This window comes from Bradyrhizobium septentrionale (assembly GCF_011516645.4).
Classification (GTDB): Bacteria; Pseudomonadota; Alphaproteobacteria; order Rhizobiales; family Xanthobacteraceae; genus Bradyrhizobium; species Bradyrhizobium septentrionale.
The window spans coordinates 5,133,546-5,159,377 of sequence record NZ_CP088285.1; the positions used below are offsets into that span (position 1 = coordinate 5,133,546).

At 61.2% G+C, this 25,832-nt stretch carries 21 protein-coding genes and 4 pseudogenes; 5 read left to right on the top strand and 20 right to left on the bottom strand.

All coding sequences use genetic code 11. From position 1 onward, the window contains the following. Nucleotides 1-7 precede the first annotated feature (7 nt). The 3 genes and pseudogenes from HAP48_RS50135 (at nucleotide 8) to HAP48_RS26205 (ending at nucleotide 3,280) form a co-directional block, all read left to right on the top strand. A pseudogene (locus tag HAP48_RS50135) lies at nucleotides 8-1,443 on the top strand (MmgE/PrpD family protein). Between the two features lie 252 nt (nucleotides 1,444-1,695). Next, on the top strand, nucleotides 1,696-2,277 hold the full coding sequence (locus tag HAP48_RS26200; protein ID WP_224497312.1) for a hypothetical protein: 582 nt from the start codon (nucleotides 1,696-1,698) through the stop codon (nucleotides 2,275-2,277). Between the two features lie 220 nt (nucleotides 2,278-2,497). Continuing rightward, a complete protein-coding gene (locus tag HAP48_RS26205) occupies nucleotides 2,498-3,280 on the top strand; it encodes a helix-turn-helix transcriptional regulator (protein ID WP_166208779.1) in 783 nt (260 codons plus the stop codon). A gap of 15 nt (nucleotides 3,281-3,295) precedes the next feature. On the opposite strand, the gene HAP48_RS26210 is transcribed toward HAP48_RS26205, so the two are convergent. From HAP48_RS26210 to HAP48_RS26245, 8 genes are all read right to left on the bottom strand, one after another. Further along, nucleotides 3,296-4,558, bottom strand: a complete 1,263-nt coding sequence (locus HAP48_RS26210; RefSeq protein ID WP_225024799.1) for an HlyD family type I secretion periplasmic adaptor subunit — start codon at nucleotides 4,556-4,558, stop codon at nucleotides 3,296-3,298. Nucleotides 4,559-4,767: 209 nt separating this feature from the next. Continuing rightward, nucleotides 4,768-6,489, bottom strand: coding sequence for a type I secretion system permease/ATPase (locus HAP48_RS26215; protein WP_166208773.1), 1,722 nt, complete (start codon nucleotides 6,487-6,489; stop codon nucleotides 4,768-4,770). Between the two features lie 140 nt (nucleotides 6,490-6,629). After that, nucleotides 6,630-7,088, bottom strand: coding sequence for a hypothetical protein (locus HAP48_RS26220; RefSeq protein ID WP_166208770.1), 459 nt, complete (start codon nucleotides 7,086-7,088; stop codon nucleotides 6,630-6,632). A 260-nt stretch (nucleotides 7,089-7,348) separates the two neighbouring features. Continuing rightward, nucleotides 7,349-8,722, bottom strand: coding sequence for a hypothetical protein (locus HAP48_RS26225; RefSeq protein ID WP_166208767.1), 1,374 nt, complete (start codon nucleotides 8,720-8,722; stop codon nucleotides 7,349-7,351). A gap of 739 nt (nucleotides 8,723-9,461) precedes the next feature. Further along, nucleotides 9,462-10,127 (bottom strand): nucleotidyl transferase AbiEii/AbiGii toxin family protein, encoded by a 666-nt coding sequence (locus tag HAP48_RS26230; protein ID WP_166208764.1) that lies wholly within the window; start codon nucleotides 10,125-10,127, stop codon nucleotides 9,462-9,464. Next, the gene (locus HAP48_RS50495) at nucleotides 10,111-10,890 is read right to left on the bottom strand and encodes a MerR family transcriptional regulator (protein ID WP_338028953.1); all 780 of its coding nucleotides are present in this window, start codon (nucleotides 10,888-10,890) and stop codon (nucleotides 10,111-10,113) included. Before HAP48_RS50495 ends, HAP48_RS26230 begins: the two co-directional genes overlap by 17 nt. A gap of 103 nt (nucleotides 10,891-10,993) precedes the next feature. After that, complete coding sequence (locus HAP48_RS26240) at nucleotides 10,994-11,896, bottom strand: IS66 family transposase (protein ID WP_176399236.1); 903 nt, start codon at nucleotides 11,894-11,896, stop codon at nucleotides 10,994-10,996. A gap of 14 nt (nucleotides 11,897-11,910) precedes the next feature. Further along, nucleotides 11,911-12,444 (bottom strand): hypothetical protein, encoded by a 534-nt coding sequence (locus HAP48_RS26245; protein ID WP_166208758.1) that lies wholly within the window; start codon nucleotides 12,442-12,444, stop codon nucleotides 11,911-11,913. A gap of 227 nt (nucleotides 12,445-12,671) precedes the next feature. On the opposite strand from HAP48_RS26245, the gene HAP48_RS26250 reads away from it, so the two are divergent. Continuing rightward, nucleotides 12,672-13,109, top strand: coding sequence for a hypothetical protein (locus HAP48_RS26250; RefSeq protein WP_166202962.1), 438 nt, complete (start codon nucleotides 12,672-12,674; stop codon nucleotides 13,107-13,109). On the opposite strand, the gene tnpC (HAP48_RS26255) is transcribed toward HAP48_RS26250, so the two are convergent. The 12 genes and pseudogenes from tnpC (HAP48_RS26255) to HAP48_RS26310 form a co-directional block, all read right to left on the bottom strand. Then, the gene (gene tnpC, locus HAP48_RS26255) at nucleotides 13,110-14,693 is read right to left on the bottom strand and encodes an IS66 family transposase (protein WP_166215215.1); all 1,584 of its coding nucleotides are present in this window, start codon (nucleotides 14,691-14,693) and stop codon (nucleotides 13,110-13,112) included. It lies immediately after the preceding gene. 99 nt (nucleotides 14,694-14,792) lie between these two features. Continuing rightward, nucleotides 14,793-15,143, bottom strand: a complete 351-nt coding sequence (gene tnpB / locus HAP48_RS26260) for an IS66 family insertion sequence element accessory protein TnpB (RefSeq protein ID WP_166202960.1) — start codon at nucleotides 15,141-15,143, stop codon at nucleotides 14,793-14,795. Further along, entirely contained in the window at nucleotides 15,140-15,541 is a 402-nt protein-coding gene (gene tnpA, locus HAP48_RS50140; RefSeq protein WP_166202958.1) for an IS66-like element accessory protein TnpA, read from the bottom strand. The genes tnpB (HAP48_RS26260) and tnpA (HAP48_RS50140) overlap by 4 nt, the downstream gene beginning before the upstream one ends. 96 nt (nucleotides 15,542-15,637) lie before the next feature. After that, a pseudogene (locus HAP48_RS26270) lies at nucleotides 15,638-15,823 on the bottom strand (ATP-binding protein); the annotation flags it as partial. A gap of 78 nt (nucleotides 15,824-15,901) precedes the next feature. Then, on the bottom strand, nucleotides 15,902-17,575 hold the full coding sequence (tnpC, locus tag HAP48_RS26275; RefSeq protein WP_166204039.1) for an IS66 family transposase: 1,674 nt from the start codon (nucleotides 17,573-17,575) through the stop codon (nucleotides 15,902-15,904). Nucleotides 17,576-17,621: 46 nt separating this feature from the next. Continuing rightward, nucleotides 17,622-17,969, bottom strand: a complete 348-nt coding sequence (gene tnpB / locus HAP48_RS26280) for an IS66 family insertion sequence element accessory protein TnpB (RefSeq protein WP_063676425.1) — start codon at nucleotides 17,967-17,969, stop codon at nucleotides 17,622-17,624. Then, the gene (gene tnpA, locus HAP48_RS26285) at nucleotides 17,966-18,361 is read right to left on the bottom strand and encodes an IS66-like element accessory protein TnpA (RefSeq protein ID WP_166204038.1); all 396 of its coding nucleotides are present in this window, start codon (nucleotides 18,359-18,361) and stop codon (nucleotides 17,966-17,968) included. The genes tnpB (HAP48_RS26280) and tnpA (HAP48_RS26285) overlap by 4 nt, the downstream gene beginning before the upstream one ends. A gap of 56 nt (nucleotides 18,362-18,417) precedes the next feature. Continuing rightward, a pseudogene (locus HAP48_RS26290) lies at nucleotides 18,418-18,666 on the bottom strand (ATP-binding protein); the annotation flags it as partial. Between the two features lie 8 nt (nucleotides 18,667-18,674). Beyond that, nucleotides 18,675-20,165: pseudogene (istA, locus tag HAP48_RS26295) on the bottom strand (IS21 family transposase); the annotation flags it as partial. A 1,197-nt stretch (nucleotides 20,166-21,362) separates the two neighbouring features. Further along, nucleotides 21,363-22,913 (bottom strand): S10 family peptidase, encoded by a 1,551-nt coding sequence (locus HAP48_RS26300; RefSeq protein ID WP_029084421.1) that lies wholly within the window; start codon nucleotides 22,911-22,913, stop codon nucleotides 21,363-21,365. A 132-nt stretch (nucleotides 22,914-23,045) separates the two neighbouring features. Further along, complete coding sequence (locus HAP48_RS50870; protein ID WP_029084420.1) at nucleotides 23,046-23,240, bottom strand: hypothetical protein; 195 nt, start codon at nucleotides 23,238-23,240, stop codon at nucleotides 23,046-23,048. Between the two features lie 392 nt (nucleotides 23,241-23,632). After that, nucleotides 23,633-25,216: a carbohydrate porin gene (locus HAP48_RS26310; RefSeq protein ID WP_084518695.1), complete on the bottom strand. Its 1,584-nt coding sequence runs from the start codon at nucleotides 25,214-25,216 to the stop codon at nucleotides 23,633-23,635. A 262-nt stretch (nucleotides 25,217-25,478) separates the two neighbouring features. Here HAP48_RS26310 and HAP48_RS26315 point away from each other — a divergent pair, with 262 nt between their 5' ends. Continuing rightward, on the top strand, nucleotides 25,479-25,631 hold the full coding sequence (locus HAP48_RS26315; RefSeq protein WP_156928957.1) for a hypothetical protein: 153 nt from the start codon (nucleotides 25,479-25,481) through the stop codon (nucleotides 25,629-25,631). The last annotated feature ends 201 nt before the right edge of the window (nucleotides 25,632-25,832 follow it).

The window sequence follows — 25,832 nt, forward strand, 5'->3', positions numbered from 1 at the left end:
AAGCAGCATGCCGTCACGCCGCCGTTTCTTGCAATCCGCCGCTTCGGTTGCCGCGATGGCCGCCGCCGGCGGCCGCCCGGTGCGCGCGGCGGGCCCGGGTGTCACCGAACGGCTGGCGCGGTACATGGTGGCTGCGCGCGATCAGGAGCTGTCCGAGCAGGTGGTGCTGGCATGTAAGCACCGCATTCTCGATACGCTCGGTGCCATGGTGTCGGGCTCGCGCATGAACCCCGGTATCATGGCGCTGAAATATGTCCGCAGCCTCGGCGGCGATGCGCAGGCCTCCGTCGTCGGGTCCGATTTCCGGACCACGGCGGTCAACGCAGCGCTGGCCAACGCCATGTGCGCCCATGCCGACGAGACCGACGATTTCGAGCCCGTCACCAAGGCGCATCCGGGATGCGCGGTCGTGCCGGCTGCTTTCGCTTTTGCGGAGCGGGAACATCGCAGCGGGCAGGACGTCGTGCGCGCCGTCGCGCTCGGCTACGACCTGTGCTGCCGCCTGCTGATGGCGCTGGGCCGGATCTCGTGCGTGGCTCGCATCGAAGTGCCGAGGGAACCTCGTCGACCTTCGGTGCGCTTGGCGCCGCCGCGTCGCTGGCCCGGCTTGACGAGAAGGGGATGCGCTATGCGATCTCCTATTCGTCTCAACAGGTCTCCGGCCTGTGGAGCTGGGTTAGGGATCGCGACCATGTCGAGAAGGCGTTCGACTTCGCGGGCATGGGCGCGCGCAACGGCGTGATGGCTGTCGACATGGTCCGCGCCGGATTGACCGGCGTCGATGATGTGCTCGACGGCACCCATAATCTCTTCATCGCGCTCTCGACCGATCCGAAGCCGGAGGAGATGGTGAAGGATCTCGGCAGCCGCTTCTACGTCACCGAGACGGCGATCAAGACTTTTTCGGTCGGCTATCCCATTCAATCGCCGCTGGATGCCACGCTGACATTGCGCAAGCAGCATGGCCTCACGCCGGACAATGTGCGCAGCATCCTGGTCAAGCTCCCGACCGATGCGATGGGAATCGTCGGCGAGAGCGCGATGCCGGACGTCAATTGCCAGCATCTCGTGGCCGTCGCCCTGGTGAAGGGTGCGGTGTCGTTCAACGACAGCCACGACGTCGCGCTGATGCATGACCCGAAGATCCTCGAACAGCGCGCCAAGGTGACGTTGGCCGGCGACAAGGCGCTGATGGACCCCGCCGCGCCGCGCGGCGCGATTGTCGAGGTGACGCTAAACGACGGCAGGAAGGTCGATCACTTCACCAAATATCCGCCGGGCACCAGGGAGAATCCGCTGAGCACGGAAGCCGTGGCGGCAAAGACGCGGGACCTGATTGCGCCGGTGCTGGGCAGCGAGAAGACCGAGACGCTGATCGAGCAGATCGGCAATCTCGAGCGGATCGACGACATCGGCAAGCTGAGACCATTGATGACAGCCTAGAGAGGCTGGTGGTTGCGAGAGCAACGGAGGGGACGCCGGATCCGGCCAAATCTGCCATAATTGCTCTCACGATTGGCCTTTTGCAGCAAATCGGCGCGGATGTGGCGGCCCTGGTCAACCGGTCCCGGCACGTGCCGAACGGCCGCACGTGCGCTTAATGAGCGTTTAACGCTTTTGCGCAACAGATAAGACCACCAGCGCGGAATTAGTCCTAGTACGAGTGCGAGCCGAGCTCCCGAGGAGGGGAATCGGATGGGACTGCTTTTTGTTGGAGTGCTGGCAGGAGTCTTGATCGGCTTTGGCTGGGTTGCGCCTTCCCGAGGATATTTCCTTGGGTGCGCGTCACAACCCTGTTTCGACAGGGTTGCCGTCGTCCGGCCCGCGCAGCCAATGCCAGCGGCATCGGCGCCAGATCCTGCGATCGTCAAATCGAATTCTGCCACCCCGGCAAGGTCCGGCAAGAAACCCCCGAAGAAGCGGGGATCGGCTGACCTCAGCAAAGCGGCAGCTCCGCGAACGAGGATCAGCGCCTCGCCATCCGAACGCCCCGCGGGCACATCAGATCCTGTCCTGGACAAGGCAAAGGTCACGATCGCGGCGAGGATGGGGGATCCAGGATCGGTCGAATTCAGCGATATGAAGCGCGCAATGCGAAAGAACACGCTTGGACGCCACGTGGATACGATCTGCGGGCGTGTGAAAGGAAGAAGCGCGTCAGGCAGCGAGAATGGAGATCGGCCGTTTCTGTATCTCGTGAAAGAGGATGAAGCATATGTCGTCGACGGCAAGTCAGGGTCGGCGGCTTCAATCGCGTATCGAAATATCTGCAATTAGGGAATGCGTCGACTGCGTCACCGCGCGGTATGCGCCCAAATGATTTGAGCGGAAAGAATTTCCAGCCAAGCGCCAAGTGATCCCGTGCCAAGCGATCCCGTAGTGGATACGGCACCAACACTGGCGCTGTACTCTCGTAGTTACCGCATTCAGGACGAATGCAGCATCACGAGAGGCGAAATGGGAATATCGCGGAAATTCTTTTAACTTCGGGGAAATCATGCACGACATAGCGCACTCCTCAAAGCGGCTCAATGAATCCCTTCACTTGCCGGTTCTGGTGATCGTCGAGCCGCTCCTGTTGCCTCGCACATGCATTCTGAACGTCCTCAGGCGGGAACTGGACGAGCTTGAGATCCTTGACATGGCGACGGTCCAAAGCCTGGACTGCACGTCAGCCCGTGATGTTCGTCTGGTGGTGCTGAGTATCGCGGACAAGCATATCGGCGATCCCACGGTTGAGGACGACTTTGCCTTCGTTGCGGAGTGCTGTCCCAACGCCGCCGTTGCAGTCCTGTCAAATCATGACGACGAGCCGACCGTGCAGGCCGCGATGCAGCGGGGCGTGCGCTGCTTTCTTTCCACCTCGCTACCAATCGAGATCGCCATAGCTGGCCTGCGCCTTGTTCTCGTCGGCGGCGTCTACAGGCCGTTGCCCGTCGCCGGGATGAACAAAATGCCGGATTTCGAGCCGCCGGACGCGCGGGGGCTTGCGTCCGCATATCTGATCAACGAGGCAGCCAGGCTGGCTATCGACAGGAGCGTGGCCGATCTCACGCCTCGAGAGCAGCACGTTCTGGCGGAACTGGAGCTCGGCCTGCCCAACAAGCTAATCGCCGCCAAACTGAACCTTTCGGAAAGCACCGTCAAAATGCACATTCAGCACATCATGAGGAAATGTGCCGCCCACAATCGCACCGAAGCGGTCCTCCGTTGGCGCGGCCGGTTGCCCGCGCAGAGTCGCGATCTCGAGCCGGGCGCAGCTCTGACGACGGAGACCTAGTCGCCTTGACCAGGATCAATCCTCCCTGAATGCACCGCGGAAGCTATCGAGCAGGGGCCTGAGTGCGTAAAGTGCGACGGTGCCGCGCCCTGTCGTGATGAACACTTCAACCGGCATGCCGGGGACGATCTGGATGTCGTTTTCTGCGATCTGCGCGTCGTCGATCCGGATCCTGGTTGCGTAGTATGGCTGGTCGGTACGCTTGTCGAGAAGCCGGTCAGCGGACACATGCACGACAGTCCCCTTCAGGCGCGGCACGCGACGCTGATTGTACGGTACGAGATGCACCTCGGCATTGAGGCCGGGGTGAACCACATCAATGTCCTCGGGTCTCAGGCGGGCGGTCACGATGAGGCGGTCTTGCCGGGGCACCAGGTCCATGAGCGGCGCACCCGCCCCGATGACGCCGCCGGCTGTATGGATCCGCAGGTCGGTTATCACGCCATCCTCAGGCGCCTTGACCTCTGTTCGCGATAGCTGATCCCTGGCCGCAAGCAACCGCTCGCGGAGCTGGAATATCTGGTTCTGCGCTTCACGAATCGACTGCGCGATCTCGTTCTGCCTGTCGCTCTCTAGCTTGAACAATGTGGCCTGCTGCTCGCTGATGACCTGCCCGGCGCGGGAAATCTGTGCGGTGATCTCGCCGCGGCGACCCTCAACGTCGGCCAGTTCGCGCTGCAGGTTCAGAAGCCGCGGCCGCCGTTCGAGTCCTTTGCTGACGAGGGTCGTGACCATGTCCAGTTCCTCCCGGACGATATCGATTCGCTGCCTGGTGGCGCTCTCCTGAGCCCTGAGACCTTCGATCTCCTTTTCGACTTGAAGCCTTCGTTCGCGAATGACCGCAAGCTGCGACTCGTGAACCTGCCGACGTGCCTGAAAAATGAACTGCTGCGCTGACAGCGCTGCGGCGGCCACTCCATTCTGCCTGCTGTCCTGTTCCAGCGCGCTCGGGATTGCGATCCTCTCGAATCTCTGCTGCTCGGCCTGAAGCCGTGCGGCACGGGCAATTGCATCCCACAACTGACCTTGAAGGCTTTGCACCTCCGAACCGGCTCGGGTGTCGTCCAGCGCGATCAGCATCTGTCCGCTTCGCACGACATCGCCGTCCGAAACCAGGATCTTCCTCACGATACCGCCTTCCAGATGCTGAATTGTCTTGCGGCTCGATTCTGATTCCACGACGCCGGACGCGATCGCGGCGCTCTCGAGAGGCGCGAGGCTCGCCCATGTGCCAATCCCCACCATGAAGAAGGCCACCAGCAGATTGCCCGCGAGCATGATACCGCGAAGCCTCCGGCGCGGAGAGATCGGCGTGGGTGTCGAGCACCATGGATATTCAAGAGGCTCGAAATCATCGATTGCGGTAACCACGGCTCCAAGTCGTCCGGCGAACGGGTGCCTTGCAGGCGTTCGCATGACCTGGTCCCAGATCACGGGAAGTCTCGAGACCGCTGGAAGTTTCCCCAGATAGTGAGAAAAGCTCGAGATCATGGCGCAATCTGCGATGTAAGCTGGGGACGGCTCAGATGCCGTTCGAAAATTTCCTCGCTGTCGCCGAACGCGACGACCGCACCGTCCTCCATGATGGCGATCTTGTCCGTGGCTGCCAGCGGACCCATGCGGTGCGTAACGACGACAAGGATCGCACCTGCGAGCTTCATGTGCTGGATGGCATCCAGCAGCATTCGCTCGCCCCCGTAGTCGAGGCTGGCGTTAGGCTCATCGAGAACGACGAGGCGTGGACTGCCGAAAAAGGCGCGGGCCAGACCCAGGCGCTGCCGATATCCGCGCGAGAAGACTTTCTCGCTGTGGACCACCGTGTCGTAACCCCGCGGTAGGCGCATGATCGCCTCATGGATTCCGGCGAGCTTGGCCGCGTCGGCGACCTTCCGCCGATCGGCGTCATCGAGGCGTGCGATGATGTCGTTGATCGTATCGCCGATAAGGTCGATGTCCTGGGGAAGATAGCCGAGATGGTGGCCGTTTCGGCCTTCGCGAAGCAGCGAGACGTCGGTATTGTCGAGAAGAACACGGCCATGCGTTGGCATCGATAGCCCGGCAATCACCTGGCCAAGCAGGGACTTGCCCGACCCGGACGGACCGACAATGCCGAGGCATTCTCCGGGCGCGAGCGTGAACGAGACGCCGTTCAGCAGAAGATGGTTGGTCCCCGCAAGCCTCACGCCGACATTCTCGACGACGAGACTGCTCCGGGCTTGCCGCGGCGAAATCTCCGTATCTCGCTGCCCGGCGGCGGGGAATGCGGCGAGAAGCGCGCCGAGCCGCCGACAGGCGCTCGCGGCTGTCGCGAGAGACTTCCAGCCTGCGATCGCACTTTCGACCGGCGCCAGCGCCCGGCTGAACATCAGCATGGAAGCGAAGATGATTGCCGGACTCTTCCCGTGATCGAGCACGAGCCACGCGGCAGCTCCCATGATCAAGACCTGCGACAGCGCGCGGACCGGCTTGGTGGCCAGCATGACGATCTCGCCTCGCCGGCTTGCCGCATCGTGCTCCCTGCGCGCCTCCTGCGCGTCACGATGGATCATGCGCGCAGCGCTATCGAGCATTCCCATGGCGCGGATCATGTGGATGTTGCCCGCGGCAGCCTGGAGGCGGCCGTAGCTTCTGGACCGTGCGGCGCCGGATCTGAGCAGAACGTCTTCCGTGACCAGATCTCCGACAAGGGTGATAGCGAACAGGAAGGCTACGCAGCAGGCACCGACTACGCCCAGCAAGGGATGGATGAGGAAGAGGACAAGAAGGAACAAGGGCGTCCAGAGCGCGTCGAACAGCATCGGACATGCGCCAGACTCAATGAATTGGCGCAGCACGGTGAGATCCCGATATGCGCCGGATGCTTGCGTCCAATCGCTGCGAAACGCCGATTCGAGGCCGGCCGAAAGCACGCAAGGACGGAGCCGATCGTCGAGCCAGCCGCCAAGGCGTGCCAGCAGTGCACGGCGCAATGCATCGAACACCCCTCCGACCACCACCGTGATCGCGACAATGAGCGTGAGCAGGAGCAGTGTGTCGCCGCTCCGGCTCGACAAGACTCTGTCGTAGATCTGAAGAAGGTAGATGGAGGGCGCAAACAGAAGCAGATTGTAGCTGCAACTATACGCGAATACGAGACCGAGCGGTCCCGCGCAGGACCAGAGGGCCGCATGCAGTGGCGTCCGGATCTGCGGCAGGATCGGCATCAGCATGATCGTCACCGCCTGAAATCGAGGTCCGACGCACTTGCTCGATGGTCGGCGTCATCTGCCAACGGCATCGGCGGGGCATTCGCTTGAACTCCAGGACCGGCGGCGGTGGCCACCGGTCCTGCCATCGGACGAACCGGTGGTCAGAGCGTATCGAGATGGAAGCTCACTTCTCCACCCAACGCGGCGTTGCCGTCTCCGCCATTGCCGCCGATACCGGCCAGGACCTCCTGATGCTGGTCCACCGTGAGCTTGTTGATCTGAGTGGCATCCGTATTGGCGTATACCTTGGAAGTATCATGGCCGCTGTAGGATTTCTGGCTTCCGTTCGACTCGGCGGCTCCGCCGTTGGCTTTCGCAAACAACGAGGCTGTCGCGTTTGCGCCGCCGGCGTCCCAATCCGCCTTCTGAGTCACGTGATCGCCGGTGCTCACATGCACATCGGCGCCGTCTGCCTTGTTGGTCGGATCGAAGTTGACCGTCGGCTTGCTGATGATAGCTCCCTTGAAGGTGCCATCGCCGCCATTTCCGACGCTTTGACCACCGGTGTTGATCGATTTGAATTCGATCGAATCCGAGATGTGAATCGCCTTGGGCAACATGTGAGCCTCCGTGCTTCTGTTGGCTGTCTCGCATCATCCAGCCCGATCAGGCGGACGCGCGCGGCAAGTCTGATCCGCCCATGTGCGATGACGATAGATGTCAAATCGGACACCATCCGGTTCGGTCGATCTACGTACGAAAGTATGTCATTCTTCCCGCAACATCCGAGCTCGAAACGTCAGGGGACGGCGCCTTTGGGTGAGCTCGTATGCACAGGACCGCCTTCCGATCGGGCCGGCGCGAGCGGCTTGATGTTGCGCTATCCCATCGGGTGAAGGTCTGACAGAAGGTGGGCGGTAAGATCGCCACCCAGCGCGAGATTGCCGTAGCCGCCGTCTCCGCCAAGTCCGGCGATCTGCACCGCACTCTGGTCGATGTGCACGTTGTTGACCTGATCGGCCAGGGCCGTCGAATGGGGACCTGCGATTGCGATGTTGATGGGTGCATAGATGGCGACGCTGACATCGACCAGGCTCCCGGCAAAATAGCCGTTGCCGCCATTGCCTGCGCCGTTCGAACCGGTCGCAATCGTGTCGGAGCCGCCCCACAAGCCGTGGGAAAGAAGGCTTGCATGGCCGCCCGTCGCGGCGTTGCCATTGCCGCCGTGTCCGCCAATGCCGGCGATCTGAACTATGGATTGATCCACGTCGGTGTCATTCGTCTGGACCGAATGAACGTTGGAGCCATAGCCCGCGACTGCGATGTTGATCGGGGCGTACAGCACGAAGGAGGTATGGACGAGTCCGCCGTAGAACACGCCGTCGCCGCCATTGCCGGCCTGGCTTCCGCCCGTTTGAAAGTCCGAGACGCCCCCTCCGTTTGATCCCCAACTGGGGTCGAGCGTGATGATGCCGCCGCCGGCGGCCACGTTGCCATTTCCGCCACTTCCGCCGACGCCCGCGATCTGTATGGCCGATTGATCGATGTCGACGGTGTTCGATTGACTTGCATGCGCAGTGCCGCCCGGGCCCGCCACCGCAATATTGATCGGATGATAGATCACCACAGGAGCGTCCACCAACGCACCGAAGAAATAGCCGCTGCCGCCGTTTCCGGCGCTGTTGTCGCCGGTCGCGATCACGTCGAAGCCCGAGGAAGCACTGACGCTCCCTCCCGATCCAATGTTGTCATTGCCGCCATGGCCGCCGACGCCGGCCATCTGAAAGGCGGATTGATCGACATTCAGATTGTTGGACTGGCTGGCCAGGGCGACCGAGCCGTATCCCAAGCTTACCGAGATGTTGATCGGTTCATAGATCAGCACCGACGCGTGAATGATCCCTCCGTAAAAATAGCCATCTCCGCCGTTCCCGGCCGTGTTCGCTCCGCTCTCGACCTTGGCAGTGTCCGTCCCGGGATGGGATGCGCCGGAAGCGGACGTGGTGGGATGCTCGGATTGAACCGGATGGGAGTCATGATGCTGGCTATGCGCGCTCGCCGGGTGCCCTCCAAGGCCTGCAAGTGGGCCGGTGCCATGAACCAGGGCAGCTCCGCCGACCGCGTCAGTCGCGAACGGGGCGCTCGGCGCAGGGCCCGGTTCATCGTCACCATCGTACCCATCGTGGTGAAGAGAGGCGTGATGCGGCCGGATTCCATCCGACATCCGTAAAAAATCCATCATAGCCTTCCTCATCGCAATCGCTCCGCGCAATCGGACGGGTTCTGCACTCCGGACAGAATGTCATCCAGGGAAGTTGAAAGCCCAGCCGGCAGTTTGGATATAGCGCTTCGTGTGGGAGCCGTAACATCGGCTACATCCGTTTGGGTGCGGTTATAGCCTTCTGACTTTGTGCGGGCCGGCACTGGAAAGTGCGAATCCCGGTGCCGCTGAGCCGATTGGCCAGGGAAGGCCTCGCTTACACGAATGGTTTTCGGGGCAGATGTCGGACGATCATCGACCGCCCGGCGCTTTCGCTCGGCAGTGGCTGGGCAGGCAGCTCGGCTTTGTTGACACTTCGACGAACGTTCGCTTTTCAGATTGTACGCGGGTTGCAACGAGGTAGAGGACACCGGCGATACACAGTGTCGCCAGGCTCGCGACTGCCACGCGCACCCCACCCTGAAGCAACAGCTTACCTAGCTTGCGGATCGCGGATCATCATGTCGGGTGGATTAGAGTTGAGTCGTTAATCGTTCGTAGGCCCGTGCCTGTTATCGACCGAGAGATGGTTATTGCGTTGCTCAACGTCGTGAGAGCTCGCGAGATTGGAAAAACAAGAACCGTCCAACCAAGTTCGTCCAGGCATGACACCGGAACGGCCAGAGCACGTATCTGTGGCGAAAACTGCGGCGGCGCTTTTTTGGCTTGTGCGGGACTGGCTACAACCCTTTGATCTCATTGGTGGGCCCGGCAGGACTCGAACCTCGCGCACCTAGCTGGCTTTTGGAATCTGCGCCACGAGCGAGCGAACGGTTTCGAGACATGTTTCCTTCTCGTGCTCCCAACCAGGTTGGATGTCCAATTCGGCAAGGTCGGCCTTCAGGTAGTCGACACGAATGCTGGCGAGACGGCGAACGAGATCGTACTTCTTGGAGGCGACTTCGCCTAGATTTGCGATGAGGGAGCCGCCGTCGATCTTTTCAATGACTGCGATGTCGAAAATGTCGCGAGGCTTTAGCATCTTCGACCGGTGGTACATCTTCTTGAGGGCGATCTCCGCTGGTGGCTCGACGATAATCGTTGGCCTCCACCCCGCTCGAATTGACGTCAAGTCGATTTCCTTCGTAACAGCATCGAGATCCGAGATCGCGCCGCCGACGATGAAATCGATTTCGCCCTCGGGATATCTGAGTTTGAGATAATGGGCGGCCTTGTCCCAATCGTTGCAGTTCCATACGTCGGTTGTCTCTGGCGACAACAAGGCAAGATATTGCGGATCGTCGATGAAAGCGTCGATGTCCCGGCTGAACCGATGGTTGGCGTAAAGCATCAGAGCCGTGCCGCCACCTAGCACCCAATCGGGCACCGGCTGGCCCTGTTGCTCCAGGTCGGAAAGTCCATCGAGCGTTCGCCCAAGTAAGCTACGCCAGTCGCTCAAGTGCGCGCTCCAATGCAGGGTTGGTTTCGCCAGTGGCCGACTTCATCGACCGATAAGCGGCCGCCAAATCTCGAATGGGAATGGCGTGAAGCCGAGCGAACTGTAAAACAAGTTCAGGCCGTACTTCCGTGAAGAATGTGACGACATGTGCGATCCAATTTTGCCAATCTCTCGACGTGAGGCGAGCCACAAGATCAGCCGAATTGATCGTCCGGCGGTACGGAGCGTTGGTCGTACCGAGAACGAGTCGATCAACATCGTTAAGCGCGGACCTATGGTTGGAAGAGCGTCCGACGCTCTTCGATTTCTTCGTTGGGCTCACGCCATGGTGCCGCCTGAGGTTCTCGGCGTCGTTGGCGAGCGCCTGCATTGCAGCCCGCCGGGCGTCGATCCGCGACTTCAGCGCCAATACATCCTTTAGCTTCGTGCGGCGGTGCTTGCCGACATATCGGAATGGCAGGTCCCCGAGGTCCATCCGATGCACGACCAGCGGTCGGGATATCCCCAGGATATCGGCCGTGTCGTTCGGACTGAGTTCCTGATCCTCGGCGAGGACAGCGACACGCTCTCCCTGAAAAAGATGGCCAAGTGCAATCTCAAGCAGCGCCGCGGCCTTCAGCGGCAACCTGACGATCTGATCCTCGCCCGACTTGCGGCGGACCCGGACCTCGACCCGATCGCCCTTGCCGAGCTTGTCGAAGGCCTTGGCCGCCTTGCGGTCCTGGTCTGAGAGTTCGACGAATTGCAGCACATGGGTGGTCATGGTGGGTCCTTACAGGCATCAATATAGAACTGATAAGGGCTAACTGCAATATCTGAAAGAGCCGCCTGCCGCTGTAGCGACGCCTCGGATTGCGGTCCTGCGATTACTCGCTTTCCACCGTTATCGTAATCCCCGTCCGAGAAGTTCCTGCTCGACGAAGCGAGCCGATTGAGGATGGCAAATAGCCCTTTGGATAGATTTCGATGCGCGGTCCGCGTCGGCGGCGATGCTTTCCCGCGGCGTAGGTATCCATATCGCGTTCTCGCGAGAGCAGAAATTTCAGAAAGCTTATGTCTCGAACCCGGCATGTTTGATAAAGGCTCAGCAATACCAAATGCTCGGCGAGGCCAGCTTCTTTGACGCTGCGTCCGACATCCTCTCTATAGTCGCTAACGCGCTTGATGGCATTTTCGGCCAAATTGTTATTCCACGACACGCCATCGTTCTTCAGAAATGTGAATAGGCGTTGGCGATTTCGGAGTAGTCGTTCTTGTAAGCCGTTGGATGCATCCGATTCGTAGAATCGCTCGGCAAGCGCACTAAAAAATGCTTCGACAGCGTTCGCATGCGTCTGCATATAGCGCCGCTTGAGGCCATGCTCATCGACAGTCATGATGATCGACCGCAAGAGGGCTCCGAACGGAGCCGTAATGGACTGAAGCTCCTGGTCGAACGGATTGTCGAGAGTCGCCCTGTTCATGTCGCGCATCAAGTGGATAAGACAACGCTGCTGCAAACAGGGAAGTCCGTCGTATGCCGAATAGAAATCTGAGACCAGCACGCCTTTGAAGTTCTTGAGCATCTGCCGTAGGAAATCCCCTTCACGCGAGCGTCTGAAGATGTAGATGGTTGCGGACGGGCTGGCGAACACCCAGACATATCCGCGGCCGTCCTTCAGCTTCATCTCGGTTTCGTCGATGTGCAGCACGGGCCCGGCGATCAACTGCGCGAGCAGCATGTTGTAGGTCTTACGATATTTCCGGACTAGCAGATGCCGGAAATCCATGAACTCCCAGAAGTTCACACGGATGCCGAAGGTCTCATAAACAGCGCGGCTAGCGACCTGACTCCAAGCCTATGGGTGATGTGCTGGTACGCAAACCAGCTCATTAGGCCATGAAAGTAGCGCGTTAGGCGATCGTAGCGCTCGGGCGTGAAGCATCTTTCGCAACACTGGCAACGATAGGCGACAGTCCTAAACTCTATGACCTTTCGGCGTATCGCTCCCGGCGTGATGACGAGATCGATGGCACGCTTGCGCCTTCTTTGCAGGCCCTTCGGTCGACGTTTTGAATCGAGCGGCACGATGCGCTTGCTGTCGCAGACGGGACAGCGGGTTGCCGTGATTTCCATCCGGTGCGTGACCCGCAAATCCCGATTTTGCCACCGCCGGCGTCCCTTATTATCGCCTCGCTTGCGCCGGGCGGTTTTCGTTCGCACGAACACGTGGCGTTGCTGGTAATCGAAATAGGCCCGCTTGTTCACGAATTCAAAGTCGGCATGCACGAATTTGGACCAAGTGACAGTGCGCGCCAACTTATCGAGCTGCGCCACGGACGCCCCGCGTAGCGCTTCGTCCGGTTGGCCGTTGGCACTGCAATTCGGCGCTTCGGCTAAGAAAGCACAGATCTTGCGCAGCGCCTCGTGAGCGTCACGAGAGGATCACGGGTGCCTGGGCTTGACTTGCGCGGAATGCTCTGGATAGCGCGGTCGGGATGATTGACGCCGCCGGCGCGCGGTGATGGGTTGATCCCGGTTCGGAGCGGGCAACGGGGATCAGAATGACCAGCGAGTCGCAGCTGCGCGAGAAGCTTCGGAAGATCGAGGCGTTGTTCGTGGGGGCCGGAACTGCTGGTGAGCGCCTTGCAGCGGAAGCCGCGCTGCAGCGGGTGCGGGCCCGGGTCGAGGAACTTGCTCGCCACGATCCACCGATCGAACAGCAATTCTCACTTCCCGACCAGTGGTCTCGGCACCTGTTTCTGGCGCTTTGCCGCCGATATGGGCTGCGGCCGTTTCGTTATCGCCGACAGCGACGTAACACGGTGATGGTCCGTGCGTCACGGGGCTTCGTTGATCGAGTCCTGCTGCCCGAGTTCACCGAGCTGGAGGGTGCGCTGCAAGTGTATCTGCACGAGGTAACGCTGCGCGTGATCCGCGAAGAGATCTACGACGACGCCAGCGATGCGCAGGAAGTTCCCGACGCCGTGCCGTCGAACTGATCAAGCGGCGAGCTTTGGCTCCGAACCATCGCGCTCGGCTTTCCAATTCCACGGCAGCAGCGTGTTCAGCTGATTGATCTTGGTACGTCCGGAGACGATGCGCTCGAGAACATCAGTAAAATAGTGCCGTGGGTCGATGTCGTGAAGCTTTGCGGAGTTGATGAGTGATGCGAGAGTGGCCCAGGTTTCGGCGCCGCCCTCACTGCCTGCGAACAGATAGTTTTTCTTTCCCAGCCCGATCGGCTTGATGCTGCGTTCGACCGTATTGCTGTCGATCTCGATGCGCCCATCATCGATGAATCGCGTCAGGCCATCCCAATGGTTGAGGGTGTAGCGGATCGCCTTGCCAAGGCCGGATTTCTTCGAGACTTCCAGCAGTCGCGCCTCGAGCCAGGGCTTGAAGTCCTCGATCAGCGGTCTGGTGTCGGATTGTCGCACCGCAGCTCGCTGCGTCGCCGGCAAACCGCGAATGCGATCCTCAATGGCGTAGAACATCGCGATCCGCTGCAGCGCTTCCGCGGCAATCGGCGATTTCGTCGCGATGTGGACGTCCCAGAACTTCCGCCGCGCATGCGCGAAGCAGAACGCCAGTTGTACCAGACGGCCGCCGTTTTTAATCAGCCCCTTGTACCCGGCGTAGCCGTCGACCTGCAGGATGCCGTCGTAGTCTCCAAACAGCTGCCTGGCGCGGATTGCCTTGCGATCCTCGGCGAACACGTAGACTACTGCCGGCGGCGCCGGGCCGCCCCACGGGCGGTCGTCGGTGGCGATCGCCCAGAACTGGCAGACTTTGGTTCTGCCACGGCCGGGATCGAGAACTGGCAGCGGCGTCTCGTCGGCAAACAGCCGCGGGTAGGACATCACTGCGCGGCGCAACAGCGCGTGAAGCGGCTTCAGCCACCAGGCGACGCGGCCCATCCACGAGGCCAGCGTTTGCCGGTCGAGCGTGATGCCTTGGGCGGCAAACATCTGTTCCTGGCGATACAGCGGCAGCTGGTAGCCGTATTTCATCACCGCGACGTGGGCCAGCAAGGCTTCCGTCACCATTCCACCGTCGATCGCCTGGGCCGGCGCGGGTGCCTGCAGAACACCCTGGCGGCATCCCCGGCAGCCGTACCGTGGACGCATGATGCGCTTGACCCGGTACTGCATCGGAATGACGTCGAAGGCTTCCTTGACGGTCTCCCCGATCTTGTGCAGCTGCTCGCCGCAGCAAGGGCAGATGTGGCTCTCGATATCGATCACGACATCGATGCGCGGCAAATGCTCCGGAAGCTTCCCCCGGTTGCGTCGCGCCGGTCGCTTTCCACGGCCCTCCGCTCCGTCAGGCAGCCTGCCTCCGGTCACGTCGTCGTTGGCGGCGGCACGAACCGCCTGTGCCCTGATGGTGAAGAGAGACAGCTGTCCGATATCCAGTGTCTCGGAGCGCGGACCGAAGATCGTGCGCTTGTACTGGGACAGGATCATCAGGAGCTTGTCGTTCTCCTGGATCGCAGCGTCGCGTTGGGCGATCGCTGCATCACGCTCGGTCGCCAGCGTGCTGCATTCCTCCGACAACGCCGCAAGCCGTGACGATAGCGTCATCACGGCTTGTCGGAGCAATGCTGGATCGGAAGGCAAATCACTCATGCAGAGCGATTCTACAACAACTCCGCATGAGTGACGAACGACTCTTGATAATGATCAACCAGCTCGCATCGGCTGATCCACAACTCGCATCGGCACACGCTTCCAGTCCGAGCCATCGAGCAGCACCGAGAGCTGAGCATGAGATAGCGACATGACGCCTTCCTTGATCGGCGGCCAGGTGAACTGCCCCTCGATTCTTTTGTAGTAAAGGACAAGGCCGCTTCCATCCCAAGTCAGGATCTTCACGCGATCTCGGCGCTTGGAGCGGAAGACATAAAGTCCGCCGTCGAACGGATCGGCTCCAAAGGCCTCGCTCACCAGCATCGCCAGCGAGTCCATGCCGCGGCGGAAATCGACCGGCTGCGTCGCAATCCAGATCGACAACCCAGCTCGAAGCCCGATCATCGACCAACCGTCCCGACCGCCGCCAGCACCTCGCACAGTGCCTCCCGGTCGACTGTCCCCCTGACACGGATGCGAATCGCGCCGACCTCGATCTCGATCGCCGCCTGCTCCTCACTCGGGCGCCCACAGCCGGTGATCGCGACCGGCACAAAGCCAGGTGGCATGCCTCTGTCCCCGCGCTCCGCGACCTGCGCCCGCGTAGCCTGGCGACGCCAGAGAAACAACAGGCTTGGACTGATGTCGTGTCGCCGCGCCACTGCGGACACGCTTGCACCCGGCGCAAAACTCTCCGCAACAATCGCCGCCTTCGCATCGGTCGACCAGCGCCGACGTCGGCCCGTCCCGGTGATGATCTCGACACGCTGCAGCGTGTCGGCGCCGTGTTCGAGGATAGGCATATGCCTATCCTTATCGCTATCCTTACGACTATCCTTTGACATTGTGACCTCGCGACAAACCATTCCGCGAGATCTTCCTAGCCGACCAGATCAACCCTCAGCGCGTGGTCTCCGCATGACGCTCACGAAGAAGCGGCCGCGAGCCCCGGATCGGATGCAGCTTCTGGCGATGGCAATGGCCAGGTGGGTCTTGCCTGTGCCGGTGCCGCCAACCAGCACGACGTTGCGTTGTTGGGCGATGAAGCCGCCGCCAGCGAGATCATTGACGAGAGTCTGATTGATCGTACGCATACGACGAGGACCGCGTGATGGACGCATGCGCGCGGGTACGGCGAGCTCTATGATGGCGTTGCGTGAAGGTCAGGCGGCCTGCTGATCGGCGGGCTTGTCGGCTTGGCGCAGGAGCTTCCATTCCCAGGGCAGCAATTCGTGCAGACGCGATGCGGGAAGATCGGCGATACGGGCGAGGACGTCGGCGAGCCAGGCTTTCGGATCGACGTCGTTGAGACGACAGGTCGTGATCATCGTCAGCATGATGGCGGCACGGTCGGCACCACGCTGGCTGCCGGCGAAGGTCCAGTTGCGCCTTCCCAAGGCGATGCCTCTCAATGCGCGCTCAGCACAATTGTTGGTCAAGCAGATCCTGCCATCGTCGAGGAAGCGGGCGAAGTCGTCCCAGCGCCTGAGCATGTAATTCATAGGCTTCAGGACCTCGGAGGAGCGAGAGAGGGTTTCGCGCTCACGCAGCAACCAGGCGTGCATGTCCCCGAGGAGCGGCTTGCTCTTTTCCTGGCGCACGGCGCGCCGCTCTTCGGCGCCGCAGCCGTTAATGGCGCGCTCGATCTCGAACAACACATCCAGGCGCCTGACCGCCTCCAGCGCGATCGGAGAGACCGGTTTACCTCTCTTGCCTTCCCGGGCATTCTTCTCGATGTCAGCCAGCTCGAAGAAGCCCCGCCGCGCATGGGCGAAGCAAAACGCCGGCGTAATCGGCAGCACCTTCTTCTGCGGGTCGAACAGTGGCTCGAAGCCGTTGTAGCAATCGGCTTGCAGGATGCCGGCGAAGGCGGCCAGATGCTTCTGCGGATGCTCGCCTCGTCGGTCGCTCGAGGCGTAATAGACCGCCGCCGGCGGCGCAGGCCCGGCAAAGGGCCGGTTATCCCGCACATAAGTCCAGATCCGCCCGGTCGTGCACTTGCCCTTCGCCAGGATACGGATGGTGGTGTCATCGCCATGAAGGCGCTCAGCAGCGAGCACATGGCGTTCGATCAAGTGGAAGAGTGGCATGACGGCGAAGGTCCCGTGGCCGACCTGGTCGGCCAGCGTCGACAGCGGCAAATCGATCCTCTCGGCCTTAAAGCGCGCACTCTGGCGGTTGAGCGGGATATGCATGCCGAACTTGTCGAACAGGATCGTCGCCAGCAATTGTGGGCCGATGAAGCCGCGCGGCGTGGCATGGAACGGCGCAGGCGGCTGGCTGATCTTCTCGCAATCGCGGCAGGTGAACTTCTCGCGCACTGTTTCGATGACCTTGAAGCGACGCGGGATCTCCTCCAGCGTCTTGGTCACATCCTCGCCGACCTTCGCCAGCCGCGATCCGCCGCAGCAGGCGCAGCTCGTCGGAGCGTCAATGACGACGCGCTCGTGTTCGATGTCGTCCGGCCAAGGCTTGCGCACCGGCCGCTTGCGCGTGAAGGGGCGGACGTTCTGCGTCTTCGCCGCTGCGGCCTGCGCCGCAAGCTCATCCTCGCTCGCCGTGGCGACGAGGTCTTCGAGCTCCAGTTCCAACTGCTCGAGCAGCCGCGCCGTGCGCTCGGAGCGCTGCCCGTACAGTTCGCGTTTCAGCTTCTCGATGCGCAACTCGAGATGAGCGATCAGCGCCTCGGTATCCGACAGTTTCGCCTGCGCATTCGCGGCTTGCGCCTGCCAGTTGGCGGCCTTCGCCTCGGCTTTCTGTCGCGCCTCACGCTCGGCCTGCAGCGCCGCCAGGGCACTGACAAGGTCCGATGGAAGATCATCCGGCTTCGATATCATGGAGCCATTGAATCAGATCGAGCCGCAGATTCAAACCGTAAAACGACTATCCGACCCGCGTCGGACGCTGGGTTTCTTGAGGGTTGCGCCAATCGATCCCGGACAACAGATAGCTCAACTGCGCCGGAGAGATCGTTACCGATTCACCAGCAACCGATGGCCAGATGAACCTGCCTCTCTCGAGTCTTTTGGTGAACAAGCAGGCGCCCTGGCCATCGTGCCAAATGACCTTCAATAGATCACCGCGTTTGCCCCGGAAGCAGAAAAGACCGCCGCCCATGGCGTCGCGCTTGAGCACTTCCTGCACGCGCAGAGCCAGGCTCGGAAAGCCGCACCGCATGTCGGTATGGCCCGTCGCCAGCCACACCCGCACGCCCGTCGGGATCGGGATCATCGGCGCGCCAGGCCCCGAGCAATTCGAACGACCGCCTCGATATCCGCACCGGGGCCGAAGACCACGCGCAGCCCCTGAGGGCTCACGATTTCGATCTGACCTGTCTCGACAGCTTCCGTCGTTGGCGGCGTACTTGCCGCAACTATCGCAGGGACGAATGTCGGGCCGATCGAATCCTCTTCGGCCGGATCATGACAGGTCCAAGCCTTGCGCCAGCTCAGCAGAAGCTGACGTGATATCCCATACCGGCGAGCCGTCGCCGACACCAGTCGTGGCCCCGAGAAGCTCTCCTCTACGATTCTGAGCTTCTCCGCACGCGTCCAGCGTCGCCGCCGACCGGTCTCCACCAAATCCATGCGGCTCAGCACCGCACTGTCCTTATGTACGTCCATAAGGACAGTCAGCTACAGATCGGAAAAACTCGCAAGACGGCCGCCCTCGGACGGATACGATTGATCGGCGTGCCGTCGAACTGGAAGTCGGCAATGTCCTTGGCAAGCGGCAGCTTGGCAATGGTGAGCTGGTATTTGATCGACCTGGCTTGCTTCTCGTTGATCTCGGCGTTGAGCAGGTCGCCGACAATGCGCTGAGGTTCGTGCTGGCGTTTGACGGCAGTTGCCATGATCTCGTCGAAGGCAGCCTTCATGCCGTAGAGCTTGAGTTCGCCCATGAGGTCGAAGATTTGGGTTCGTTCCATCAGATGGTCCTCCGGAGGTTGTCGTAGCGGGCACAATCGGCGATCGGCGCATGACGGAGCGTCAGTGCGGCCGGCGTCATGATGTTGGCCGGTGGGGCGGGTTCACGTTGACGGGCCAGGATATTGAGCACGACATCGGCGGAATGGACGCTGTGACTGAGCGCTTCAGCACAGGCTGCTTCCACCGCGGGCAGACCGTCAGTCAGCACCGCGTTGAGGATGTCGACCATCTGCCGATTGCCATCGTCGGTGCTGGCAAGCTTGCGCCGGATCCGCTCGATCGCGGCCGGCAGCACCCAGTCTTTGAAGGGAGCACCGTTGCGCAAGGCGCCGGGTTTGCGGGCGAGCACCGGCACATAATGCCAGGGGTCGTAGACGGTATCGCCGCGGCCAAAGGATCGCGGGTGCTCGGCAACGATGCGTCCATCCTGACGGATCACAATGCGATCGGCATAGGCTTGAACCTCGACCGGTCGTCCGACTGCGCTGGCTGCGACCGAGTATTTGTTATTGTCGAAGCGCACCAGGCAGGTCTTCGAGACCGATGCCGTCACCGCATGGAAGCCGTCGAAGCGGCCGGCATAGGGAACGAGTTTGGGGCGTTCGGCTTCGAACACTTCCCAGATCGTCTGATCGACCAGCTCCGGATGGCGATGAGCCTTGGCGTAGGCGATGCATTTGTCGAGCAGCCAGACGTTTAACTCGTCGAGGTTTTTGAACCGCAGCCGCGGCGTGAAGAAGCGTTCCCTGACCAGCCCGACCTGGTTCTCGACCTGCCCCTTCTCCCAGCCCGACGCTGGCGTGCAGGCGACCGGATCGACCAGATAGTGGCTGCACATCTGCAGGAAGCGGCGATTGTAGAGACGCCCTTTACCGACGAAGATCGTCTCTACGGCGGTCTTCATGTTGTCGTAGATGCCGCGGGTGCAGGTGCCTTTGAACAGGGCGAACGCCCGGTCGTGGGCGTCGAACACCATCTCCTGCGTCTCCCGCGGATAGGCCCGCACGAACAGCATGCGGCTGTGACAGAGCCGGACATGGGCGGCCTTCACCATCACCGTGGTGCCGCTCAGCAAGACCACCTCGTGGCTCCAGTCGAACTGGTAGGCTTCGCCGGGGGCAAAGCTCAGCGGGACATAAGCGGCCGCGGTCGATTGCCCGCGTTCTTTGCTCCACCGCCTGGCGTAACGCCGCACGGCATCGTAACCGCCGTCGTAGCCGCTCCCGCGCAGCTCTTCGAAGATCCGGATCAGCGTCAGCTGTTCACGAGCCGGTTTGGTCGCGTTCGCCGCCAGCAGCCTATCGAGCTCCGATGCCCACCGCCCCAGCTTTGGTCGTGGCTGCACCTGCCGCTCGTACTCGAAGGAGGTCCCTCCGGACCTCAGCACCTTCCGGACCGTGTTCCGCGACACCTTCAGGTCGCGGGCGATCTCCTTGATCGTCTTGCCCTTGATGAAGTGCTCGCGCCGAATCCGCGCAATCGTCTCCACGACCAGCATCCCCGACCACCTGCTTCATTCCAAAGCAGGCAGCGCAACAGACCAACCTACAGGGGGTCAATTTTGGACGCCGATCCCCCGGCTTAGGGGGTCAATATTGCAGGCCGAATGACAGGCAACGCAAGCCAGCAAAGCAACTTTGAGCGGCGGATGGAGGATTTGCAGGTTGATTCGACGGATGGGACCCCCGCAAGCTCGCCTTCGCCGGATCGGGCTGTCGCAGAGGGCCGTGGACGGATCAGCCGAGGCGATATCGGCGGTTCGATGCGGATGCCGCCACACCCTGGTTCTAGAGGCGGCGCGCTCAGCGGTGCGCGGGCGAGCGTGGACATTCCCCGCTTTCAGCTTGGAGCTTCGCCCTAGCGCCGCAGTCCAGTTTGCGGGATGACCCGTTCAGCAGCGAACGCTACAGCTTGCCGGACTCAGACGCTGCGGTTCACGCCAAGAGCGGAAAAATCCGCGGACTGTGGTCACGCATCAGATCGGGGGCGGCAAAGCCCTTGGCGGGAGCAGGAGTAAAAAACCCTCGCGAGACGCGGGGCAGTCAGAGGTTTCTTCAACGAAGCGTCGCATTCATTACGCGAGGCAGCCGGCCGGACGCGCGGGGTCGACGCGCTCATCAAAGAGTTAGCGGCAGGCAATCTCAGCGAAGGCAACATCAAAAATGCGGCGACCGACCCGCGCCGTTTGAGCGTGCGCCTGCGGGAGAACGGCAGGCGCGATTGGCTCGCTTTTCGAATTCGTCTGGCACAGGAGGCGCAGCGCTGGCAGGAACGCGGGAGAACCATCGTCAGCAGCTGGATCGCGACCGTGGATTTACGGATACCATGGACCTGCCAGCCATGCCCCTGCCGTCGACGGCTTCGCCTGTCTGTCCCATCATCCACGGCACGAGGTGCGTACGGCCGGCGACGACATAGAACAAGATGCCGATCGGCGGCAGCCTGAGGCCAATCCTCAAATCCTGACCGAAACCGCCGCGCCACAGGTAGAGCGGGAAGGTCTGGCAGACCAGAATCGAGTCCAAGCTTAGTCAACAAATAAACTCCCGCCCAATTGCTTGATTCACGATGATCGTAGCCGAGTCTCGCGCCGATTGAAGCTGGTGCTAGGAGTTCATCCGGATCTCGTTGAAAGATCATAACTATGCTCGTGCGAACGCGAGCATGCTTGTGACCTAGTTCGCGGTGGTCCGGGTTACTTCATAATCGCTTCGGCCTCTGCACGAAACGCGTGGCGCGAGCCATCTCGTGAATAGAACATGTGACCGCCTGGAAAGACTACGAGTTTGACGCGCGGTGCTGAGGCAAATGGCGGCAATTGGTCGAGCACGATCTGTGATCCGAGATAAGGCGTGACGAGGTCAAACAGGCCGTGCCCGACTAGCAATTGCATCTTCGGGTCCGTTGCGAGAATCTGGCGCAGCTCCGACAGCGACTCCGGAGGCCCGCGGCCGAAATCCCAAGCCTGCGCGACCGCGCCGTTGACTAGCTCATAGGAGCCGTCCGGCCGCCAGTTTAGCTTGCGCGTAAGGAGATCGACAGTGGCGCTGCTCAGAGGTGCGAGCAGCGTGTCGCTGGAGGGATCGCCGGAAAGATGGAAATCCGAGTCCGGATACGGATCGAGCCCACGCACTGAGGCGTCATAATTGCCGATTAACTTGCCGTTCTTACGATCGAACTCACGGCGAAACTCGGCGAGCTCAAAGCGGCCCGCGAGCCTGCGACTCACCGCCTGATCGATGCCGGTCAGCGCCGCGACCTTGTCGGCCAGACGCGTGGTCGCTTCCTTGTCCGCCTGACCTTTGATGAGGTCGACCAGAAACTCTCCGCGTGCATAAGCTTCCACGTCGGCGAGATCGGCTCGCTTTACCGGACCCTCGGCTTCACGCAGGGTCGCGACATAGCTCGGCAGTGTTGCGATGTATTGCAGCAGGCCAGTGCGGGCATACTGGCCGTAGTCGAAGAGTGGCGAGACCATTATAAGGCCCTTGACGCCTATGCCCTGCCGCATCTGCAACTGGTGCACAACCTTTGGCCCGCGAATACCCCCATAGCTTTCACCCACGATGTATTTCGGCGACAACAGCCGGTCATGCTTTTCGAGCCAGCGGCGGACCACCAGCGCGAGCGCGTTGACGTCGCCGTCAACGGAAAAGAGCCGCTTGCGCACATCATCGCCGGTCCCCACGAAACGGCTATAGCCTGTGCCCACGGGGTCGAGAAACACCAAATCGGTGAAATCTAGCCAAGTCTCCGCGTTTGGCCTCACCTCCGGAAAAGTGGATGGCGTGACCTCGTCAGCATTGATCGGTAGCCGCCACGGTCCGGCATTGCCGAGCTGCAGCCAGGCCGATGATGAGCCCGGTCCGCCGTTGAAGAAGAACGTTACCGGGCGCGTGCCGCGATCGGCGCCGTCAAGCTGATAGGACGTATAGGCGATGTCGGCCTCCGGTTCGCCCTTCTTGTCGAACAGGCGGATGGAGCCGCCCGTCGCGATGAAAGAGAGCGTCCGCCCAGGGAGATCAAGCGTTTGCCTGGTGCTGGAGTCCGGCGGCAGGCGATGGTGCTCGGCCGCCGACGGCGTACTCGGCGCTTGGCCGGCGTGTTCGCCGGCGCCGCCCTTCTGGCCGGCCGGCGTCGTGGCATTGGCGCGCGGCGGCGGATCGTCTGCCCGCACGCTCCCCATGATCCCGCAAGCAAACAGGATCAACGCAAGAGAGGTGCTGCGCAGTGCGGTCGACGACATAGAGGTTCTCCTGTGCAAGGCTTGCACTGTTGGTGCGCGAGGCGTGTCTGTCAAAACGGTCTAGTCACTAGCTCATGCGTGGGAACAACAAACCTACCAGAGTCAGCAGTTGCCACCGTCGGCGGGTGCAGATCATATGCCCGACCATCGCCAATCGCCCCGGTTGGCGGTTCGACCCCTGATCAGCTCAACGCGCTCGCCCTTCACGGCATGGCCATCGCCAAGCTGCGCCAGCAGGCCGCCGTCGAGGACATCGACTATCGCACTCCGCGCGGTCTGGACCGCAGCCTTCTGGCAATGCTGGTCGAAGGCGGCTGGATCGCCCACCACGCCAACCTGCCGATCTGCGGCCCCCCCCCCCCCCGGCGTCGAGAGCCTGCGGCGAACCCGCAAGCCCGGCCGAAAGGCCTGAGCCAGTGGCTCCGTGGACATGCCGCCGCGCGTGGACAACGCGAAGGGCGTTGCCCACATGCCCGCAGCAGGAGCAGCAAAAAAACCAATTCCTTCGAGCCGCGATTCTAGATTGGCCTCGCGGCTTCGCCGATACCAGAAACCAAACAGCCAGAACGCCTCGCGCCCCGGGCGATGGGCGAGATCATCTCGGAATCCTGGGCGAGATCAAATCGGTACACCCAGGCGAAATCATCGGAATCGCAATCGAGAAGCTCGCTGTCGCATGCTCCATGAAAAGGTAAGAGCAAAACGAGGCTTGCGATGATCTAGAAGAATATCAGCGTAGACACCAACAGGTCGAGGGCGTGCTCCGTTTGGGGCGTGTGTGTGATGCTCGTCGGGTTATGGATGTATGACAGGCCGATGCTCGCATATATTCCCGGCGCGAGATACGCAGTGTATGTTCCCGTGATTGCTGTTGTATCGCGATGCACGAGCTCGCCCTTGGCCAAGGCAGCATCCACCGCAAACTTGCTCCAGACGGTGTTGGTGGCAACGAGAGCCATCAGATCACTGGGCCGACTATCAAAAGGTCCCTTCGCATAAAGGCGAAGCTCGTAGTACTGGCTGATTCTGTTGAGGTCGGGCGGTGCTCCCATGAGAGAGAATCCGCCATAGATACCACGAGATGGTGCCCCCTGGACGTCACTCTGCCAGAGCTGCTGGTCCGCGGCGATGTAGTGAAAACTATTGCCGCTATGCCTTTGCCGGTCCGGGTCCGCTACATTCTTGTAGCGGCTGCTGCTGAAACCAGCGCCTGCCCGCAACCACGTGTCAGGCACGCCGGGAGCGGCCTTGCTCTTGTAGCCAATCTCGTCGATGAAAAGAATGCCCGCGTTTGCTGTGCTCCAGTTCACGCCGCTGGGATTCTCGGTTACATGCGCATAGGGTCCATCTGGACTGATTGAGCGCTGCACGGAGACTTTGTTGTACCAGCGATCATCGAAATTGTACTTCAGGTTGAGGGCGGGGGTCGGCGCCGCGTTGGTGCTCATCCCTGCTTGGAACAGGGCGAACATGTTTGATCCTGAAATTCCTCCGAACAATGTGCCGGTGAATTCGTTCTGATTTCTAAGATAGCCAAACTTGAGTTCGAGTGTCCTGTCGAGGAAAGTTTGGTAGTAAGCGAGCGTGTTGAGTCCTACTCGATCTGGCCCAGGGCGCTTCCATGTCCAGTATTGCTGCTCGGCCCCCACGGCAATTTGACCATCAGCAATACCGAAGCGGCTGAGATCGTAGGTGACGATCATGAAGTTCGCCGTGGCAAATGTCGGATTTTGTCCCATATAGAGCTGGTTTGCGAAGCTGCTTCTGGCTGCATTCGGCAGCTGGTTGTCTGCAAAGCTGTTGTGCGTCCAGCCGATATACCCGATGCCGATGTCCGCCAGCGCAGATCTGGCGCCGCCCTTGTCCTGATCTATCGTATCGGCAGGCCCAGGAATGGCGAGCCACAACCCCTTTTCTCGTAGATTTTCGAAACGCGCGAAAGGGTCGATCGCCGCTTGTGTTCTCGTCTGGGTAGCCTGATCGGCACTGCCGCTCTTTTTGAGAGGCATGCTGGGACCAGTTGCCGGCGCCGCGGCACGGGGTCCGGATGCCTTACTGATCAAGCGGATGGAGAGCCTTGTCGCCCGATCGGGAGCGGTGCTGCGGCTCCTTTTGGTGACCTGATCTGCAGTATCTCTGTTGAGATCAAGCTCGTTAGCGGCTTTTGCCAGAACTGAATTGCCGACCAGACAAGCCGCCAGCGGAAGTGCGACAACCCGGCGCCGTCGCTTCGAGCTGTATGCAAGTGTCGCCGTAGCCGAAGATGTTCGAGACGTTATCGCCGAAACAATGCGATCGCGCATAATGTACTTCGCGTCCCTATCTGCGAGCCGTGAATGGATCGAGCGTCGGCCTGATTGCCCGAGAAGCGGCCTTCCCAGCCTTTGGAGTCTGAAGGCTATGGTGACCTCTAAAAGCAAAAGGTCTCGTACGTCCCCAGCGGGACCGGCTTAACCGTCCCGAACCTCGTCACCCGGGGAGGGCGAGGATGATCTGGCCTGCACGTAGCTTGTGCATCATGCGTGGCGCCGAGTGCGAGCGGCGTGCTGGCTCGATGAGGTGCTGATGACGAACGAGCTTCAGCTGTCCTTGCCAGCAAGACATCGCGAGCGACCGTGCTTCGTGATGGCGCAGAGGAGTCTTATGGTGCCGAACATCGTGCTTGAAGACGTCATTCTCGACGAAATGGTAGTCACCGAAAGCAACCCCCGCCGGTGACGAGGGCAGGCATCATGAAGCTTTGTTGGCAGCTCGGTCACCGAAAGACGAGGCAATAGACGGGCGCGAGGTCTGGAAAATGTTGCCGTCTGTGCCCCCGGCGATCGTGGCAGAGTGTTCTGCGTGCTGGCGCAGGAGAACGGAGAAAATAGCATTCGAGCAGCTTTGATCGCTGCCGGAGGACAGTTGGCGAATCCGTCA

Coding starts and splice junctions, on each gene's coding strand:
- HAP48_RS26200 (WP_224497312.1), top strand. CDS start 1,696: ATGGGACTGCTTTTTGTTGGAGTGCTGGCAGGAGTCTTGATCGGCTTT.
- HAP48_RS26205 (WP_166208779.1), top strand. CDS start 2,498: ATGCACGACATAGCGCACTCCTCAAAGCGGCTCAATGAATCCCTTCAC.
- HAP48_RS26210 (WP_225024799.1), bottom strand. CDS start 4,558: ATGCTCGCGGGCAATCTGCTGGTGGCCTTCTTCATGGTGGGGATTGGC.
- HAP48_RS26215 (WP_166208773.1), bottom strand. CDS start 6,489: ATGCTGATGCCGATCCTGCCGCAGATCCGGACGCCACTGCATGCGGCC.
- HAP48_RS26220 (WP_166208770.1), bottom strand. CDS start 7,088: ATGTTGCCCAAGGCGATTCACATCTCGGATTCGATCGAATTCAAATCG.
- HAP48_RS26225 (WP_166208767.1), bottom strand. CDS start 8,722: ATGAGGAAGGCTATGATGGATTTTTTACGGATGTCGGATGGAATCCGG.
- HAP48_RS50495 (WP_338028953.1), bottom strand. CDS start 10,890: ATGACCACCCATGTGCTGCAATTCGTCGAACTCTCAGACCAGGACCGC.
- HAP48_RS26240 (WP_176399236.1), bottom strand. CDS start 11,896: ATGGATTTCCGGCATCTGCTAGTCCGGAAATATCGTAAGACCTACAAC.
- HAP48_RS26250 (WP_166202962.1), top strand. CDS start 12,672: ATGACCAGCGAGTCGCAGCTGCGCGAGAAGCTTCGGAAGATCGAGGCG.
- tnpC (WP_166215215.1), bottom strand. CDS start 14,693: ATGACGCTATCGTCACGGCTTGCGGCGTTGTCGGAGGAATGCAGCACG.
- tnpB (WP_166202960.1), bottom strand. CDS start 15,143: ATGATCGGGCTTCGAGCTGGGTTGTCGATCTGGATTGCGACGCAGCCG.
- tnpA (WP_166202958.1), bottom strand. CDS start 15,541: ATGCCTATCCTCGAACACGGCGCCGACACGCTGCAGCGTGTCGAGATC.
- tnpC (WP_166204039.1), bottom strand. CDS start 17,575: ATGATATCGAAGCCGGATGATCTTCCATCGGACCTTGTCAGTGCCCTG.
- tnpB (WP_063676425.1), bottom strand. CDS start 17,969: ATGATCCCGATCCCGACGGGCGTGCGGGTGTGGCTGGCGACGGGCCAT.
- tnpA (WP_166204038.1), bottom strand. CDS start 18,361: ATGGACGTACATAAGGACAGTGCGGTGCTGAGCCGCATGGATTTGGTG.
- HAP48_RS26300 (WP_029084421.1), bottom strand. CDS start 22,913: ATGTCGTCGACCGCACTGCGCAGCACCTCTCTTGCGTTGATCCTGTTT.
- HAP48_RS26310 (WP_084518695.1), bottom strand. CDS start 25,216: ATGCGCGATCGCATTGTTTCGGCGATAACGTCTCGAACATCTTCGGCT.
- HAP48_RS26315 (WP_156928957.1), top strand. CDS start 25,479: ATGACGAACGAGCTTCAGCTGTCCTTGCCAGCAAGACATCGCGAGCGA.